18 protein-coding genes are annotated in these 15,195 nt (G+C 34.9%); 5 read left to right on the top strand and 13 right to left on the bottom strand.

Annotation, left to right across the window (positions count from 1 at the left end):
* Positions 1 to 5: 5 nt before the first annotated feature.
* From ACRHOC_RS05555 to ACRHOC_RS05545, 3 genes are read right to left on the bottom strand one after another with little or no spacing between them, the layout of a single operon-like run.
* Positions 6 to 680: a metal-dependent hydrolase gene (locus ACRHOC_RS05555; RefSeq protein WP_431157599.1), complete on the bottom strand. Its 675-nt coding sequence runs from the start codon at positions 678 to 680 to the stop codon at positions 6 to 8.
* A gap of 35 nt (positions 681 to 715) precedes the next feature.
* Positions 716 to 1,621 (bottom strand): 1,4-dihydroxy-2-naphthoate octaprenyltransferase, encoded by a 906-nt coding sequence (menA, locus tag ACRHOC_RS05550; RefSeq protein WP_431157598.1) that lies wholly within the window; start codon positions 1,619 to 1,621, stop codon positions 716 to 718.
* 15 nt (positions 1,622 to 1,636) lie between these two features.
* Positions 1,637 to 2,476 (bottom strand): 1,4-dihydroxy-2-naphthoyl-CoA synthase, encoded by an 840-nt coding sequence (locus ACRHOC_RS05545; RefSeq protein ID WP_431157597.1) that lies wholly within the window; start codon positions 2,474 to 2,476, stop codon positions 1,637 to 1,639.
* Between the two features lie 115 nt (positions 2,477 to 2,591).
* Between ACRHOC_RS05545 and ACRHOC_RS05540 the strand changes: the two genes are divergently transcribed.
* A complete protein-coding gene (locus ACRHOC_RS05540) occupies positions 2,592 to 2,984 on the top strand; it encodes an STAS/SEC14 domain-containing protein (protein ID WP_431157596.1) in 393 nt (130 codons plus the stop codon).
* 1 nt (position 2,985) lies between these two features.
* Here the strand turns inward: ACRHOC_RS05540 and ACRHOC_RS05535 are convergent, their stop codons facing one another.
* From ACRHOC_RS05535 to ACRHOC_RS05515, 5 genes are all read right to left on the bottom strand, one after another.
* The gene (locus ACRHOC_RS05535) at positions 2,986 to 3,813 is read right to left on the bottom strand and encodes a CvfB family protein (RefSeq protein WP_431157595.1); all 828 of its coding nucleotides are present in this window, start codon (positions 3,811 to 3,813) and stop codon (positions 2,986 to 2,988) included.
* An 82-nt stretch (positions 3,814 to 3,895) separates the two neighbouring features.
* A complete protein-coding gene (locus tag ACRHOC_RS05530) occupies positions 3,896 to 4,234 on the bottom strand; it encodes a DUF2853 family protein (RefSeq protein WP_431157594.1) in 339 nt (112 codons plus the stop codon).
* A 100-nt stretch (positions 4,235 to 4,334) separates the two neighbouring features.
* Positions 4,335 to 6,095 (bottom strand): 2-succinyl-5-enolpyruvyl-6-hydroxy-3-cyclohexene-1-carboxylic-acid synthase, encoded by a 1,761-nt coding sequence (menD, locus tag ACRHOC_RS05525; RefSeq protein ID WP_431157593.1) that lies wholly within the window; start codon positions 6,093 to 6,095, stop codon positions 4,335 to 4,337.
* Between the two features lie 30 nt (positions 6,096 to 6,125).
* Positions 6,126 to 7,250 carry a chorismate-binding protein gene (locus ACRHOC_RS05520; RefSeq protein WP_431157592.1) on the bottom strand — a complete coding sequence of 375 codons (1,125 nt, stop codon included), beginning with the start codon at positions 7,248 to 7,250 and terminating at the stop codon, positions 6,126 to 6,128.
* A gap of 2 nt (positions 7,251 to 7,252) precedes the next feature.
* On the bottom strand, positions 7,253 to 7,678 hold the full coding sequence (locus ACRHOC_RS05515) for a PaaI family thioesterase (RefSeq protein ID WP_431157591.1): 426 nt from the start codon (positions 7,676 to 7,678) through the stop codon (positions 7,253 to 7,255).
* A 99-nt stretch (positions 7,679 to 7,777) separates the two neighbouring features.
* On the opposite strand from ACRHOC_RS05515, the gene ACRHOC_RS05510 reads away from it, so the two are divergent.
* Together ACRHOC_RS05510 and ACRHOC_RS05505 are read left to right on the top strand one after the other, a co-directional pair.
* The gene (locus ACRHOC_RS05510; protein WP_431157590.1) at positions 7,778 to 8,362 is read left to right on the top strand and encodes an alpha/beta hydrolase; all 585 of its coding nucleotides are present in this window, start codon (positions 7,778 to 7,780) and stop codon (positions 8,360 to 8,362) included.
* Positions 8,359 to 8,931, top strand: a complete 573-nt coding sequence (locus ACRHOC_RS05505) for a GNAT family N-acetyltransferase (RefSeq protein WP_431157589.1) — start codon at positions 8,359 to 8,361, stop codon at positions 8,929 to 8,931. Before ACRHOC_RS05510 ends, ACRHOC_RS05505 begins: the two co-directional genes overlap by 4 nt.
* On the opposite strand, the gene ACRHOC_RS05500 is transcribed toward ACRHOC_RS05505, so the two are convergent.
* Positions 8,928 to 9,293, bottom strand: coding sequence for a YtxH domain-containing protein (locus ACRHOC_RS05500; RefSeq protein WP_431157588.1), 366 nt, complete (start codon positions 9,291 to 9,293; stop codon positions 8,928 to 8,930). The genes ACRHOC_RS05505 and ACRHOC_RS05500 overlap by 4 nt on opposite strands.
* 113 nt (positions 9,294 to 9,406) lie before the next feature.
* On the opposite strand from ACRHOC_RS05500, the gene ACRHOC_RS05495 reads away from it, so the two are divergent.
* Complete coding sequence (locus tag ACRHOC_RS05495) at positions 9,407 to 9,766, top strand: hypothetical protein (RefSeq protein WP_431157587.1); 360 nt, start codon at positions 9,407 to 9,409, stop codon at positions 9,764 to 9,766.
* Here ACRHOC_RS05495 and ACRHOC_RS05490 read toward each other — a convergent pair.
* The 3 genes from ACRHOC_RS05490 to dnaK form a co-directional block, all read right to left on the bottom strand.
* The gene (locus ACRHOC_RS05490; RefSeq protein WP_431157955.1) at positions 9,752 to 10,702 is read right to left on the bottom strand and encodes an NAD(P)H-dependent flavin oxidoreductase; all 951 of its coding nucleotides are present in this window, start codon (positions 10,700 to 10,702) and stop codon (positions 9,752 to 9,754) included. The two genes, ACRHOC_RS05495 and ACRHOC_RS05490, sit on opposite strands and share 15 nt — an antisense overlap.
* A gap of 53 nt (positions 10,703 to 10,755) precedes the next feature.
* Positions 10,756 to 11,982 (bottom strand): class I SAM-dependent rRNA methyltransferase, encoded by a 1,227-nt coding sequence (locus tag ACRHOC_RS05485; RefSeq protein ID WP_431157586.1) that lies wholly within the window; start codon positions 11,980 to 11,982, stop codon positions 10,756 to 10,758.
* 88 nt (positions 11,983 to 12,070) lie between these two features.
* The gene (gene dnaK / locus ACRHOC_RS05480) at positions 12,071 to 13,975 is read right to left on the bottom strand and encodes a molecular chaperone DnaK (protein WP_431157585.1); all 1,905 of its coding nucleotides are present in this window, start codon (positions 13,973 to 13,975) and stop codon (positions 12,071 to 12,073) included.
* A 172-nt stretch (positions 13,976 to 14,147) separates the two neighbouring features.
* Here dnaK and ACRHOC_RS05475 point away from each other — a divergent pair, with 172 nt between their 5' ends.
* Complete coding sequence (locus ACRHOC_RS05475) at positions 14,148 to 14,651, top strand: hypothetical protein (protein ID WP_431157584.1); 504 nt, start codon at positions 14,148 to 14,150, stop codon at positions 14,649 to 14,651.
* Between the two features lie 59 nt (positions 14,652 to 14,710).
* Here ACRHOC_RS05475 and ACRHOC_RS05470 read toward each other — a convergent pair whose 3' ends face one another.
* A complete protein-coding gene (locus ACRHOC_RS05470) occupies positions 14,711 to 15,169 on the bottom strand; it encodes a nuclear transport factor 2 family protein (RefSeq protein WP_431157583.1) in 459 nt (152 codons plus the stop codon).
* Between the last annotated feature and the right edge of the window lie 26 nt (positions 15,170 to 15,195).

The raw sequence follows: 15,195 nt of genomic DNA, 5'->3' as shown, positions 1-15,195 counted from the left end.
GCGGATTAAATTTCCATGCTTGCACCAATATCCAATAAAACTAATCGCTTAAGTTTTGAATCAAATTTCGCCTTAGCTTTGGGTTTATCAATTTCTATGTACCCAAAAGTATCATAGTGATATCCTAAGACAAGGTCACAATCTACATATCTTGCCGCCTGCACAGCATCGTCAACACCCATAGTAAAGTTATCTCCAATTGGTAAGACTGCTAAATCTAAATCAAATTGCTTTCTAATAAGTCGCATATCATAAGTTAAAGCCGTATCACCAGCAATGTAGATTGTTTTATCTGATTGAATTATAAAACCACCTGGCTGACCTCCATAAGATCCGTCTGGGAACGAAGAGGTATGAATGGCATTTACATACTTTACTTTACCAAAGTCAAATTGCCAAGACCCACCATGATTCATAGGATGACCCTTAAATCCTTTATTTTGATAATGTACGACTATTTCATAATTAGATACAATTGTCGCACCTGTGCGTTCCGCAATGGCCTCAATATCTAATATATGATCTTGATGCGCGTGAGTTATTAATATATAATCGGCTTTGATAGAATCAATATCTATATGAGATGCCTTTTCATTTCCAGTAATAAATGGATCTACTAATATGTTTATATCTTTTATTTGGATGCCTAAACAAGCATGTCCATAAAATGTAATCTTCATGTTTAATTATTTAAAAGTCAATTCCTTGACTAAAATTAATATAAAATATACCCAATACCTAACAATATGGAAAAGAGGAAGGTAGATAAAGCCAGTACTTTTAATTGACTGTCAAAATCATTGGGTTGGGATGCTTTATTTATTTTCACAACGTGAATAGTCAAAGGAACGTATGCAATAAGGAATAGGAAGTTATAAGGTTCTACGTAATATAAGATCGCAAAGATGAGGGCAATAAGCATAGCACCAATAACCAATACATTGTGGTAAATCTTTGCCTTAGATAGTCCTAATTTTACTGCCAATGTAATTTTCCCCGAATTAATATCAGAATTTATATCGCGCATATTATTCAAATTCAAAACACCAACACTTAGCAATCCTAAAGCAATTGCTGGTAAAAAAGTGATATGGTCAATTGTCTTTGTATACAAAAGGTAACTTCCTAAAGTACTTACAAGTCCAAAAAATATAAAGACGAAAATATCTCCCAATGCACGATAGCCATATGGCGAATCGCCCATTGTATAATTTAATGCCGCGTAGACGGATAAACCTCCAAGACCAACAAACAAGAGCAGTAAAAGAAACTCATTTGGTCCATATGCTGCCCAAATTAATGCTAAGGTTAAGATAATTACCATAACCACATTAAACTTTATGGCTTCTAGCATTTGGTCTGGAGTAATTTCACCGCTTTGTATGGCGCGTTCTGGACCAACACGCTCCTCATTATCTGTACCGCGTACACCATCACCATAATCATTGGCCAGATTTGATAGAATCTGTAAGCTTATGGTAGTAAGGATTGCCAATCCTAAAACCCACCAGCTAAATTCACCGTTGTAAATGGCAAAACAAGTTCCTAAAATTATACCCGAAACGGATAAAGGAAGTGTTCTTAAGCGCATGGCTGAAAGCCACGGTTTAACTTTGTTCATTTAAATGTCATTAGATTACGGAATCCATTTTTTAGGAAAGTTAGGTTTCCTTTTTTCTAAAAACGCATCTCTACCTTCTTTAGCCTCATCTGTCATGTAGGCCAATCTTGTAGCTTCACCAGCAAACACTTGCTGACCAACCATGCCATCATCGGTCAAATTCATTGCAAATTTCAACATCTTAATAGACGTTGGTGACTTCGCTAATATTTCTTGTGCCCACTCGAAAGCAGTTGTTTCGAGTTCATCATGTGTGATTACAGCATTAACCATTCCCATTTCGTAAGCCTCTTGAGCTGAATAGTTTCTACCTAAGAAAAATATTTCTCTAGCTTTTTTCTGCCCAACCATTTTAGCAAGATAGGCTGAACCATAACCTCCATCAAAACTAGTAACATCAGCATCAGTCTGTTTAAATATTGCATGCTCCTTACTCGCCAGAGTTAAATCACAAACCACATGTAAACTATGGCCTCCACCAACAGCCCATCCTGGTACAACAGCAATTACAGCCTTAGGCATAAATCGAATTAAACGCTGAACCTCTAGTATGTTTAGCCTATGGTATCCATCATCACCTACATAGCCTTGATGTCCTCTGGCCTTCTGATCTCCACCTGAGCAAAAACTCCAAATACCATCCTTAGTAGACGGACCTTCAGCACTTAACAAAACAACACCAATACTTGTATCCTCATTGGCATCATAAAAAGCATCATATAATTCTGAAGTTGTTTTTGGCCGGAAAGCATTTCTAACATTTGGCCTATTAAAAGCTATACGAGCAACACCGTTGCACTTTTGGTAAGTTATGTCTTCATAAGTCTTTGCGACTTTCCAATCTATTTGACTCATTAACCTATATAATTTGCTTGCAAAAATAATGAAATAATACCAATCGATTTGATTGAATTTTTGTCTTGGAAAAGTGCCTTATAATAATATATTTGCACTCCCTTAATTAATAATAATGCTCAAAACCCCTAACCCACCAAGTCTCGAAAAAAAGGACTTCAACCTTGGCACCATTTACTTAAATAAAAAATTTGTTATTACCCATTTTAAAGAAGGTGTAGATATAGACTATGAAAGCTTTAAAGAGGTAGGTAACTACATCAAGTCATTTTATAATGGAAAAGCATTTGGCTACATAGCTAATAGAGAAAACTCCTATTCTATAAACCTTAAGGATGCTAAAATATTTAACGATGCTTTTCCAAATATAAGGGCTTATGCAATTGTAGCTCACCACACCTTTACAGAGCGCATTTTCGAAATTGAAAATCACTTTTTTCTGCACAAGCGAAAAGCTTTCAAAAATTTAGAAGATGCTGTTGAATGGGTTGATAAAGTAATTCCTTAAACTATTTGAGATAAATCCCGTCGGATTTTATTTCAATCTTGCGATCCTTATAAAGACTTCCAATTGCTTTTTTGAAGCTTTTTTTACTCATTTGTAGTTGCTCCTTGATAGCTTCTGGGTCTGATTTATCATGAAGTGGAATAAAGCCATTATTGTCATTTAATTCCCTTAAGACAACCTGCGCATTTGGTTCTATGTTGCGATAGCCTAATTGACTGAGTGCAATATTCAATTTATTGTCGTTTCTTATTTTCTTTACTACACCCTTTAATTTATCACCTACACTTATATCTTTAAATATATCATCCTTAAAAACTAATCCTGAATGTCTTTTATTTACAATAACATTCATCCCAAATTCTGAAGGGTGAGAAACTATAATATCCACTTCTTCAAACTTAGACACCGTCAATTGGGAATTATCCAAAAAACTATTAGTCTTACTAGAAGCTACAAGACGCTCTGTTTCTTCATCTAAGTAGCAATAAACAAGGTACCAGCCACCAGGCTTCATCTTAAAAGCCTGTTCTTTAAAAGGACAAAATAACTCCTTGACCAAACCCCAATCTAGAAATGCTCCAAACTTATTAACTTCATTACATCTCAAAAGCGAAAAATCGCCTTTTGTAATATAAGGATTATCTGTAGTTGCGACAGGACGCTCTTCATTATCTAGATATACGAACACCTCTATCTTATCGCCAATTTCAAATTGTTCTGGCACATAGCGATTTGGTAATAATACTTCATTACCGTGTTGATCTCCTAAGAACAAACCAGGATCTGTATCCCTCAGGATTTCTAGTGTTTGATATTCTCCTAAATTCATGGCTACAAATGTATTGATAATGTATCAAAGAAAAAGCGCCAAGATAAAATATCATGGCGCTTAAAATTTTCTTAGCTATTTTCTAGTAAACAGATTCTTTGTTAAAGTGTTTTACTAATAAATAATAAATTACAGCTCTATACTTATTTCTATTTGAACGGCCATAAGTCTCTATTACAGAATCAATAGCGCCATCTAAATCAGAACTTGCACTTAAGCCTAATTTTTTAATTAAAAAATTATTTTTTACTGTTGCTAATTCTTTTTCATCAGAACCAGAAACGGTAGATGAATCGGCATTATAAATTGAAGGTCCTAATCCAACAGTTACTTTAGTTAATAAATCCATATCAGGATTTACTCCACATTTATCCTTTAGGTCTGCGGCATACTTTGCGATTAATTCATCTCTTTTACTCATTTCTTTTAGTTTTAGGTTATTTTTTTACTCTTTAAAATTACTAATTTTTAGACACACTAAAAATTTGAAAGTCACAGTATTGAAGCTAAAATATTTTGATCTACTTTATGTAGTCAAAATAATTAAGTAAAACTTCATCATTAAGTGTCGATGGTGTGAAAATTTCTAAAAGTTTTGGTACTTCAGAACCTTTGTAGAAGTCTTGGATAACCTCCTTTAAAGTGGATTCGTCGCCAGCATCATAATATTCTAAACCAAACATGTTACAAAGTGATTTTGCGTTTAGATTATGCTTAGTCTCAAAATACGTATCAAAATTAGATGTGTTTTTATGACCTGGAAGTATTCTAAATATTCCACCTCCACTATTATTGATAACAATTATTCTGAATGAATTTGGGATGTAATTATTCCAAAGAGCATTACTGTCATAAAAGAAACTTAAATCACCTGTAATAAATGTTGTTCTTTTTTTCGATGCCAGTGCTGCTCCAATAGCAGTACTCGTACTACCGTCTATACCACTAGTACCACGATTACAAAACACCTCAATATCCTTATGAAGTTGAAATAATTGTGTATACCTTATGGCTGAACTATTTCCTACTTGTAGCATGCTTTGTTTTGGTATGTTCGCTAATAGGGTGCTGAACACTTTAAAATCTGTAAAGGGTATGTCCTTTACGTATTTAGCATGCATTTCTCTCCTTTTGCTCCTCACCTCTTCCCACATTTTCTTGTAATCACTTTTTGAATAATGTGTCATTGAAGAAAATAGAGCATCTAAGAAAGAATTAGGTTCTTTTCGTATATGTTTACTTAAGCTAAAAAAAGTATCGTTCGCTTTTTCTAAGCCTACATGCCAATGGTGTTTAGGTTTGTATTGTCTTAAAAATGCTTTTATCTTTTTTGATACAATTAAACCACCAAAAGTCATCAACAATTCTGGTTGCAATTTTTTGAATTCGTCTTCTACTAAAGGTGCAATGATCTTATCTATACCAGGAAAAAAATCAGGATGGTTTAAATTGGATGTTGTTTCAGTAAAAACCAGAATACTATTATCATCTGCAAGTTGCTGTAACCATTGATGCTCAATTGAATTTGGCTCTAAAACACCAACCACAATCATTTTTCGTTTAGAATTCTGCCAAATACTTAGACACTCTTTCAGCTCTATCTCATCAAAAGAGGATTTCCTTAATGGAATAGTTGGTTTCTTAATCGAAATGGTTGGAGTACTTACTGTTTCATAAAGGGGCTCTTCAAATGGTACATTTATATGAACTGGTCCGGACTTGAGATATGCTTTTGTCAGTGCATCTGAAATTTCCGTTTCATTATAAGCTTGTATGCCTTTTTGTAAACCTAAAAAACGTTCTAGTTTATTCTCAATATTTTTAAGTAAATGCACCTCATCGTCTTCTAGATCATTAATATCCTCCTCTAAGTCTAGCTTTAAATTTGTACTATAATGCACATGCTCTCCATAAATATTTGCTTGCTTTATAGTTTGCCCATCTCCAATATCTACAAGATGTTTAGGTCTATCTGCTGATAATACTACCAATGGGATATTACTATAATAGGCTTCAGAAATCGCAGGATAATAATTTAAAAGTGCACTTCCTGAAGTACAAACAAGTGCTACTGGTCTTTTGGTTTGTTGGGCTATACCTAAGGCAAAAAAGGCCGCACATCGCTCATCTACAATGCTATAACATTTAAAGGATTCATTATTTGTAAATCCAATTGTTAAAGGCGCATTTCTACTGCCAGGAGAAATTACAACATGGCCTATTTCATAAGCTTCTGCTAAAGCTACAACGGTTTGTGATAAGGGAATTTTGGAGTATTTCATCAGCGTGCAAAGATAAGCATTATCGTAATGTTACCTTAATACGTTAACTATAGTTTTTGTTTTGTTTACAGTTTCCTCCCATTCTTTTGAAGGTATAGAATCTTTGGTAATGCCACCACCAACATATATATAGGCCTTGCCATCCCTAATTTGTGTACAGCGAAGGTTAACATAAAAATTTGAAATCCTTTTTATACTCAAGTATGCATTATTCTCCACATTACGTCTATTGGAATTCCTTGTCTTAGAGTGCTTTAAATTCAACTCACCTAAAAATCCTGTGTAATAGGTTCTGTTATAATTTTCATGCTTTAAAATAAAGTCTTTAGCATTCTTCTTTGGAAAGCCACAAACTGCTGGTGTAGGATGTAGCGCATCAATAACCTCTTTCAAATTAGACTCCTTACGAATGGTACTGATGATTCTGGTTTTGAGATGAAGAAGGCTACCTGCTTTTACGGTCTCGACCGGCGAAATACTAATATCTGAAGTATGATTGCGAATTTGATGACTAATGAAATCAGTGACGATTTGTTGTTCTTCAATTTCTTTTGATGACCATTTTACTTGTTCTTCACCTCGATCTGCCTGTGTTCCTGCTAATGAAATAGTTGTTAGTTGCCTTCCTACGACCTTAAATAACAATTCGGGTGTAGCACCTAACCACAGACCTACTTTTGGATGATACCAACAGTAAACCATGGCATTTTTATAGGTGTCATACAGTCGTTTAAAAATTTCTATTGGGTCTACCTCAGTTAAACTACGTTTTTCAACTCTAGATAAAACTACCTTATCGATGGTCTTAGCATTTATGGTCCGTATTGCTTTTTCTAAAAGCTCCAAATGCACTTCTTTACTTGAGTCTTTTGAAACATCAGATAAAAAAGTTTTATCTGGCTTAAGATCAAGCGGAGTTTCTACCTCAAGTATTTTGTGAGCGCATTCGTCTTCTGGGAAAACTATAGTATCATCATCAGAGTTAAAAGGTGCAAAAACAAAACCTGATTCTGAGTAGGTCTTAGTCACATGTAATTGATCATCGCGTTGCATCCAGCACTTAATGACGGAATTAATAGGCCTACTGTATACTACAAATGGTAGTTTTTTATCAAACTGTTGCCTAAGCTCATTAAAAAATGAAGCACTATCCATTCTTACTTTGATTTAGGAAGTGCAATAGTAGATAGCCTGCAAATGGATATAAGATTATCCGCTTCATCCGTAACTCTTATATCTAATAGTTGTGTGGTACGACCTTTATGCAGAAAAGATGCTTTGGCATAGACATAGCCTTCTCTAACACTCTTTAAGTGATTGGCTGTAATCTCAATTCCTCTAACAAAATATTGCTCTAAATCAATAAATACATGAGAAGCAAAACTACCAACACTTTCTGCTAATGCTGCAGTAGCACCACCATGTAAAACACCATCTGGTTGATGTACTTTCGGAGTAACAGGCATTCTAGCGATTATAAAATCCTCACCAAAATCTACCATTTCAATTTCTAGAGTTTCTAATAAGGTATTTTTACAAATTTCGTTAGCTTGTTTAAGAAATTCTTCTTTAGATAATTGCATAGAAAAAGAGTATTTTTAGCATCGAGTGCAAAGATACTGAGAATAATGAATTCGACCGAAAAAGAAATAAGTTACGTCTCCCAAAATTCGTATTCAACTTTGAATACACTAACAGCAAAAACTAAAAAAGTTTGGTTTGTGTGCCATGGTATGGGTTATTTAAGTCGCTATTTTTTAAAATATTTTAAAGCCTTAGACCCAACTGAAAATTACATTATTGCACCTCAAGCACCTAGCAAGTACTACCAGCAACCTAAAATGCATGTTGGTGCCAATTGGTTAACACGCGACAATACGGCCAGTGGCATGCAAAATATCCTAAATTATTTTGACGCCTTAATAGAAAACGAGAACCTATTATCATTTTCTAAATTGATAGTATTTGGGTATTCTCAAGGTGTCAGCGTGGCACTTAGATATATAGCTAATAGAAAAATTCAGTGCGATTCTATTATTATTCATTCAGGAGGCATACCAAAAGAACTAACTAAAGCTGATTTTGAATACCTAAATGATGCTACTCAAGTCTATTTAGTTTATGGAACTAAAGATGAATATTTAAACGAGGAGCGTTTTAATGATGAGTCTGAAAGAGCCCATGAGCTCTTTGGTAGTAGATTAATTATTAAGCCCTTTGAAGGTACACATGTTGTTAATGTAGATTTTATTAATTCGGTCACATGAGTCATTTTAACCTAGAAAATAATCGTGTAAGACTAAGTCTGCTAGATTTAAGTAATTATGAGAATCTGTCAGCAATAGCTAGTGAGAAAGACCTCATCTATTATTCACCGTCTAATATCTCAACGCCTGACAACTTAAGGTCTTATGTTGAAAAAGCTGTAGATGGATTTAACAACCAATCCATTATACCATATATCGTATTCGATAAACGTAATAATGCCTATGCTGGTTCAACCCGATTTGGACTGATTGATCACAATAACAAGGTTCTCCATATTGGGTGGACATGGATAGGACATGCCTTTCAAGGCACTGGACTCAACATTAACATGAAGTTTTTGATGCTTCAATATGCCTTTGAAACCATGCAATTTGAAAAAGTTGAATTCAGAATAGATGAACGTAACATAAAGTCACGTAAAGCCGTTGAGAAAATTGGTGGGCAATTAGAAGGTATTCTTCGCAAAAATGTAGAGATGAAAGATGGCTACAGACGCAATACCTGTTGCTATGGTATCCTCAAAGAAGAATGGCCGAATTTAAAAGCCCAATTAGAACAATTACTTTAAGCTGGTTGTTGATAGGATTTATTCTTTTCCTTTAAAATTGCCAATTGTTTTTCTAAAAATTCAATTGCTTTTTCCGCTTTATAACTGGTTTTAGATGCCAAATCCTTGAATTCAGTATTGAACTTTTCCTTACCTGATTTAGCAGATTTATTTAAATCATCCTTAACCTCATTAAAATCCGATTTAAGTTGATCTTTAATTGCTATACCTTCTTCTTTAAGTTTAGTTCTCGTATTGCTTCCTTTATCAGGTGCTAATAAAATTCCTAACCCAGCTCCGATTAGTGTGCCCAAAACGAGTGCTCCTTTATATTGTATCATAATTTTTAAGTATTTGATGTTCTTTACTCTATATGTAGTCATAAAGTCTAATTTGTTACATGCCTCAGGTCCAACGACATATATTGCAACTTATCGAATAATGTCTTCGTAACCTATTAATTATTATACATTACGACCCAACTAATAACCAAATCATGAAAATATTTCTTACAATCTTAAGCTTAACCTTCATTACCTCAATACAAGCGCAATTTATTTCTGGTGATGATTTAACACATTTTGGCGCTGGCGCCGTGGTGTCTAGTGCAACCTATGCAGTAGTCTACAGCAAAACTCAAAACAAGAAGAAAGCCTTTTGGTTTGGCCTAGCGGCTTCGGCATTTGTCGGCCTAGGTAAAGAATTTTATGATGGATATATTATTACTGGAAAATTCGACACAGGTGAAGCTGTAGCAACTATATCTGGAGGCCTAGTAGCCAGTTATACCATCAATATATTTACAGGTAAAAGAAAAAAGAAGCAACGTGATGCACTACAATCAACTACCGATTAAACGGTTGATTATTTCACGCGTTGGTAAGATGGCATCTGTATATTCTATACTTGGTCCTGCAACCCAAACTGTCTTATAAGTCGCTTTTTTGGCCGCTTTTTCTGTTGCCTTCATACCAATAGAAAAACGAATCATTTTTACCCACTTCTTTAGTTTGCGGTTTTTATTCAGAAGGTTTTCAATCCATGTGGATTTTGTTCCTATCTTTTGAACATAAGGTGTATTTATTACTGTACAAGGGGTTCCAGAAATACGTTCCGTCATTACAATATCTTCAGCTCCGTAATCTACGCAAGCCTGTTTATATTCATTTGTAACATTGGCCTCATACGAGGCTATGAAAGGACTTCCAACAGAAACACCCTCTGCACCATAGCTTAACATTTTATCAATATCTTCTCGTCGACCTACACCTCCAGCAGAAATAACAGGTATATCGCAATTGTCTTTTAATTCCTTAATTAATGCTTCAGGAGAGAGATTACCTCTATGACCTCCAGCTTCATTATTCACAGCAATAACAGCATCAGCACCTAATCCTTCAACTTTTTTTGCGAATTTCAATTCTGTAACATCGCAAAATACTTTAATACCTGCTTTATGCGCCTGGTTTATAGTTTCTTCTGGACTACCAAGTGATGTAATTATAAAATCACAGCCCTCTTCACATAGCACCTCTAATTGACCCTTATACTTTACATTGGATTTATTTACAATTAAATTAAATCCAAATGAACCACCTTCAGTTTTGTTATCCTTTAACACACGAATAGCATCACGCAATTCATCTAATGTTCTATAATTAAGTGCTGGAATACAACCAGCTATTCCTGCTTTCATAGCTTCTGTAACCATGGCCACATTAGAAACTAAAAACATTGGTGCCTGTATAATAGGATACTTAATCTGTAATAAATCGGTAAGTCTGGTTTGCATCATTAAAGAAGTTTGTCAAATATAATCAAATTTATTATGCGTGCATAATATTTTTAATCTTCAAACTGATAATATCCACACTTTAAATAGGCACCCTCAGGAAAAGTAATTGGGTGATCTAAATCATGTAAGACCTTATCTATCAAACTAAATTGTCTATTAGACTTTTTTAAAGTGTGCTTGTTAATATCATAAAAGGCTTGCGCTGTGATTCGTGATGAGCATGAAGCCAATACTAACATTCCTTTTGGAGCCGTGAGTTGAGCACCTAACGTTGCTAATTGCTGGTATTTCTTTTTGGCTAATTCTATTTCCGATTTTTGCTTGGCAAAACTTGGCGGATCTATAACTACGACGTCAAACACCTTTTGTTCTTCAATGAGTGTCTTCATGATTTTAAAGGCATCTCCAGCCAAAGTTTTATGTTTACCAGAATACGAATTCAGCTTGCCATTTTCTCTGGCAATATTTAGTGCTTGTTTGCTAATATCAACACTTGTTACCTCTGAAGCACCATTGGCCAAGGCATGAACTGAAAATCCTCCAGCATATGAAAACACATCTAGTACCTTTTTATTAAAACTTAAAGCTCCTACTCGCCTTCTGTTTTCACGATGATCTAAAAAATATCCTGTTTTATGACCGTGTATGACGTTAGCGGAGAACTTAATACCATGCTCAACAAATACAATAGTATCATTTTCTAATTCACCAAGTACTACTTCTCCATCGTTTAGATCGCAAGTCGCAGAATTTATAAGATTTCTACTTAGCCTAATAACAATAGTATCTGTATTAGATACTTCCTTAAGATTGATTAAAATCGACTCCAAATAATGTTTCCAAATTTCAGAATATAACTTTACAACCAAAACTTTATCATAGACATCTGCAATTAAACCAGGAAAGCCATCATTCTCTCCAAATATAAGTCGGTAACTATTGGTTTCTGTTTTTAGAAGTGGTGCTCTTAACTGGTATGCATTAATAATTTTGGTACGGAAGAACTCATCATTGATGTTGGCTTTGATTTGAGCATTATGTATAATTTTTATTCGAATAGGTGAATTCGCATCGTATAAACCAATACCAATTACCTTATTCTTGTTCTTACTGAAAATTATTGCCAAGTCTCCTGTTTCGGCATCTTCATTAATCTTTACAATACTATTAGAAAATACCCAAGGATGCCCTTTCACCACAGATTGCTCTCCCTTAGCACTTAACTTAACTGCAAGGTTCTTTGGTTTTGAGTTATGACTTAATTTTCGGTTAAACATTATCGGATTAAAAGTAAATAATTACAGTTGTTGCAACAAAAAAACCCAGCATTTCTGCTGGGTTTTAAATTATAATTTCTAAATAAAATTACTTTACTTCTTCGAAATCTACGTCTTCAACATCGTTAGTCTCACCTGCATCACCTTGACTGGCGTCTGGTCCAGGTTGAGCACCACCTTGTTGTGCTTCAGCTTGCGCCTTGTACATTTCTTCACTTGCTACTTTCCAAGCTTCATTGATTTTATCTAAAGCTGGCTCTATCACAGCTACATCTTTAGTTTCATAAGCTTTCTTCAATTCTTCTAAAGCATCTTCGATTGGCTTTTTCTTATCGTCAGATAATTTATCACCAAATTCTTCTAATTGCTTTTCAGTTTGGAAGATCATAGCATCTGCCTGATTTAATTTCTCAGCAGTTTCTTTTGCTTTTGCATCTGCTTCAGCATTTGCTTCAGCTTCTGCTTTCATCTTTTCGATTTCTTCCTCTGTTAATCCTGAAGACGCTTCGATACGAATATCTTGTTTCTTACCAGTAGCTTTATCTTCTGCAGATACTTTTATAATACCGTTAGCATCAATATCGAAAGTTACTTCGATCTGAGGTGTACCACGTCTTGCTGGTGGAATACCATCTAAGTGGAAACGACCAATCGTTTTATTGTCTGCTGCCATTGGACGCTCACCTTGTAATACGTGAATCTCAACTGAAGGCTGGTTATCTGCTGCTGTAGAGAAAACCTGTGACTTCTTAGTTGGTATTGTTGTATTGGCATCGATAAGCTTAGTCATTACATTACCCATAGTCTCAATACCAAGAGATAAAGGCGTAACATCTAATAAAAGAACATCTTTTACATCTCCTGTTAATACACCACCTTGTATACCAGCTCCTAAAGACACAACCTCATCTGGGTTAACACCTTTACTTGGTGCCTTACCAAAAAACTTCTCAACAGCTTCTTGAACTGCAGGTATTCTTGTAGAACCACCAACTAATATAATTTCATCGATATCACTTTTTGATAAACCTGCTGCCTTAAGTGCAGACTCACATGGCTCTATCGTACGCTTAATTAAATCGTCGATTAATTGTTCAAACTTACTACGTGTTAATGTACGTACTAAGTGCTTAGGTCCACTAGCAGTAGCTGTTACATATGGTAAATTAACTTCTGTCTGTGTAGATGATGATAATTCAATTTTAGCTTTCTCTGCAGCTTCTTTAAGACGTTGTAAAGCCATTGGGTCTTTACGTAAGTCCATATCTTCATCTTTAATAAATTCTTCAGCTAACCAATCGATGATTCTTTCATCAACGTCGTCACCACCAAGGTGTGTATCACCATCTGTAGATAATACTTCAAATACACCATCACCTAATTCAAGAATAGAAACATCATGTGTACCACCACCAAAGTCAAATACAACTATTTTTTGGTCAGTACCTTTCTTATCCATTCCGTAAGCTAATGCTGCTGCTGTTGGCTCATTAATAATACGCTCAACTTTTAATCCAGCAATTTCACCAGCTTCTTTAGTTGCTTGTCGCTGTGCATCATTAAAATAAGCTGGTACCGTAATTACCGCTCTAGATACATCTGCACCAAGATAGTCCTCAGCTGTTTTCTTCATTTTCTGTAAAATCATAGCTGATAATTCTTGTGGTGTATATAAACGACCATCAATATCAACTCTTGGCGTATCGTTATCACCTTTTACTACTGTATAAGGTACACGTTCTGCCTCATTCTTTGATTCTGAGTATTTGTTACCCATAAAACGCTTAATCGAGTAAACCGTTTTAGTTGGGTTAGTTACTGCTTGTCTTTTTGCTGGATCACCAACTTTAATCTCTCCACCTTCAACGAAAGCGATAACTGAAGGCGTTGTGCGCTTACCTTCTGCATTAGGTATAACAACAGGCTCGTTACCTTCCATTACAGAAACGCATGAGTTGGTTGTTCCTAAATCTATTCCTATAATCTTACTCATAATAGTTATGTGTGTTATGTTGTTTTAAATTTTAAACTCGTCAACAATAAGTCAAGTATTATGCCATGACAAAAAATATGACATGATGTCAGATAAATATTAGTCAATTATTTTAAGGCACGCTAAAACTTTGGTACGCGGTTTGATATAACTATTCAAAACATTAGTTATTATGAAAAAATTAGTATCCTTTTTAACAGTAGTTACACTTTTATTTACAGCATGTGAAGGCCCTCAAGGCCCTCCTGGATTTGATGGACTTGACGGTCTCGATGGTGAGGTCATTGCCTCCTCAGCTTTTGAAATTGTCTTAGACCTTAATGCGGCTAACAATTATGAATTTATAGAACCTTATGGGTTTACAGTATTACCAACAGACGTAACTTTAGTATACATTTCTTGGGAGGTAGATAATGGCCAAGATATATGGCGTCTATTACCACAAACTGAATACTTTGATGATGGTGTATTGGTGTATAATTATGATTTTACGCAGAATGATGTGCGTTTCTTTTTAGACGGTACAACAGACTTTTCTTTGTTAGATCCTGTGTATACAGATGAGCAAGTCTTTAGAGTTGTAGTGGTACCAGCAGATAATGTAGGTCGTTTAGACATCTCTAACTTAGAAGCCGTACAACAAGAATTTGGAATCACAGAGTTTCCAAAACGATAACAAATAAGAACTTTGCCTACGAAACAGTTTTGGGGTTTTATAATCTCAAAGCTGTTTTTTTATTCCGTACAGCCTGCTCTGCGTCTGGTATCGACCAAATAAATAATTTTCCAAGCGTCGCCTTCTTTTATTAACTGAAAAGAATTGACACCACAGTGGCTCATTTTTTCCATGTACCAAAATTCATAAGGTGTCCAGGCATTAGCCATTTTTCCATCAACCTGAATAGAATAATTAAGTAATTTTTCCTCGAAGGTGCGGTCTTTTGGAATACTCGCAATATTTCTTAGAAAATCATTATAGCTATTTTCATTAAGAACGGTCTCCCTTTCTTTATTCACCGATATAGATTGCATTAATATATCACCCTTAGCCATAGAGCGCATTGCTGTTGTATCTTGTTTATGAAAAGCTTCAAAAAAGTCATCGATAGTCTTTTTTACAGCTTCAACTTCAGAGGCTTGTGCTTTAACATTTAAGGTGGTGATTAAAAAAAATAATAAACAAAGGACTCTCATACTAACACTATTTTTTAAGGCTTAAT

It is taken from the genome of Winogradskyella poriferorum (assembly GCF_050618035.1).
Lineage (GTDB): Bacteria > Bacteroidota > Bacteroidia > Flavobacteriales > Flavobacteriaceae > Winogradskyella > Winogradskyella poriferorum_A.
Note: the sequence above shows the minus strand (reverse complement) of the source record. Positions and strands in the feature narration are given on the sequence as shown.

Excerpts from the sequence above, each read along its gene's own strand:
- ACRHOC_RS05500 (WP_431157588.1), bottom strand. The coding sequence starts at position 9,293 with ATGACTACATATAGAGTAAAGAACATCAAATACTTAAAAATTATGATA.
- menA (WP_431157598.1), bottom strand. The coding sequence starts at position 1,621 with ATGAACAAAGTTAAACCGTGGCTTTCAGCCATGCGCTTAAGAACACTT.
- ACRHOC_RS05490 (WP_431157955.1), bottom strand. The coding sequence starts at position 10,702 with ATGCAAACCAGACTTACCGATTTATTACAGATTAAGTATCCTATTATA.
- ACRHOC_RS05530 (WP_431157594.1), bottom strand. The coding sequence starts at position 4,234 with ATGAGTAAAAGAGATGAATTAATCGCAAAGTATGCCGCAGACCTAAAG.
- ACRHOC_RS05545 (WP_431157597.1), bottom strand. The coding sequence starts at position 2,476 with ATGAGTCAAATAGATTGGAAAGTCGCAAAGACTTATGAAGACATAACT.
- ACRHOC_RS05505 (WP_431157589.1), top strand. The coding sequence starts at position 8,359 with ATGAGTCATTTTAACCTAGAAAATAATCGTGTAAGACTAAGTCTGCTA.
- ACRHOC_RS05555 (WP_431157599.1), bottom strand. The coding sequence starts at position 680 with ATGAAGATTACATTTTATGGACATGCTTGTTTAGGCATCCAAATAAAA.
- ACRHOC_RS05535 (WP_431157595.1), bottom strand. The coding sequence starts at position 3,813 with ATGAATTTAGGAGAATATCAAACACTAGAAATCCTGAGGGATACAGAT.
- ACRHOC_RS05470 (WP_431157583.1), bottom strand. The coding sequence starts at position 15,169 with ATGAGAGTCCTTTGTTTATTATTTTTTTTAATCACCACCTTAAATGTT.
- ACRHOC_RS05475 (WP_431157584.1), top strand. The coding sequence starts at position 14,148 with ATGAAAAAATTAGTATCCTTTTTAACAGTAGTTACACTTTTATTTACA.
- ACRHOC_RS05520 (WP_431157592.1), bottom strand. The coding sequence starts at position 7,250 with ATGGATAGTGCTTCATTTTTTAATGAGCTTAGGCAACAGTTTGATAAA.
- ACRHOC_RS05495 (WP_431157587.1), top strand. The coding sequence starts at position 9,407 with ATGAAAATATTTCTTACAATCTTAAGCTTAACCTTCATTACCTCAATA.
- menD (WP_431157593.1), bottom strand. The coding sequence starts at position 6,095 with ATGAAATACTCCAAAATTCCCTTATCACAAACCGTTGTAGCTTTAGCA.
- ACRHOC_RS05485 (WP_431157586.1), bottom strand. The coding sequence starts at position 11,982 with ATGTTTAACCGAAAATTAAGTCATAACTCAAAACCAAAGAACCTTGCA.
- ACRHOC_RS05515 (WP_431157591.1), bottom strand. The coding sequence starts at position 7,678 with ATGCAATTATCTAAAGAAGAATTTCTTAAACAAGCTAACGAAATTTGT.
- dnaK (WP_431157585.1), bottom strand. The coding sequence starts at position 13,975 with ATGAGTAAGATTATAGGAATAGATTTAGGAACAACCAACTCATGCGTT.
- ACRHOC_RS05540 (WP_431157596.1), top strand. The coding sequence starts at position 2,592 with ATGCTCAAAACCCCTAACCCACCAAGTCTCGAAAAAAAGGACTTCAAC.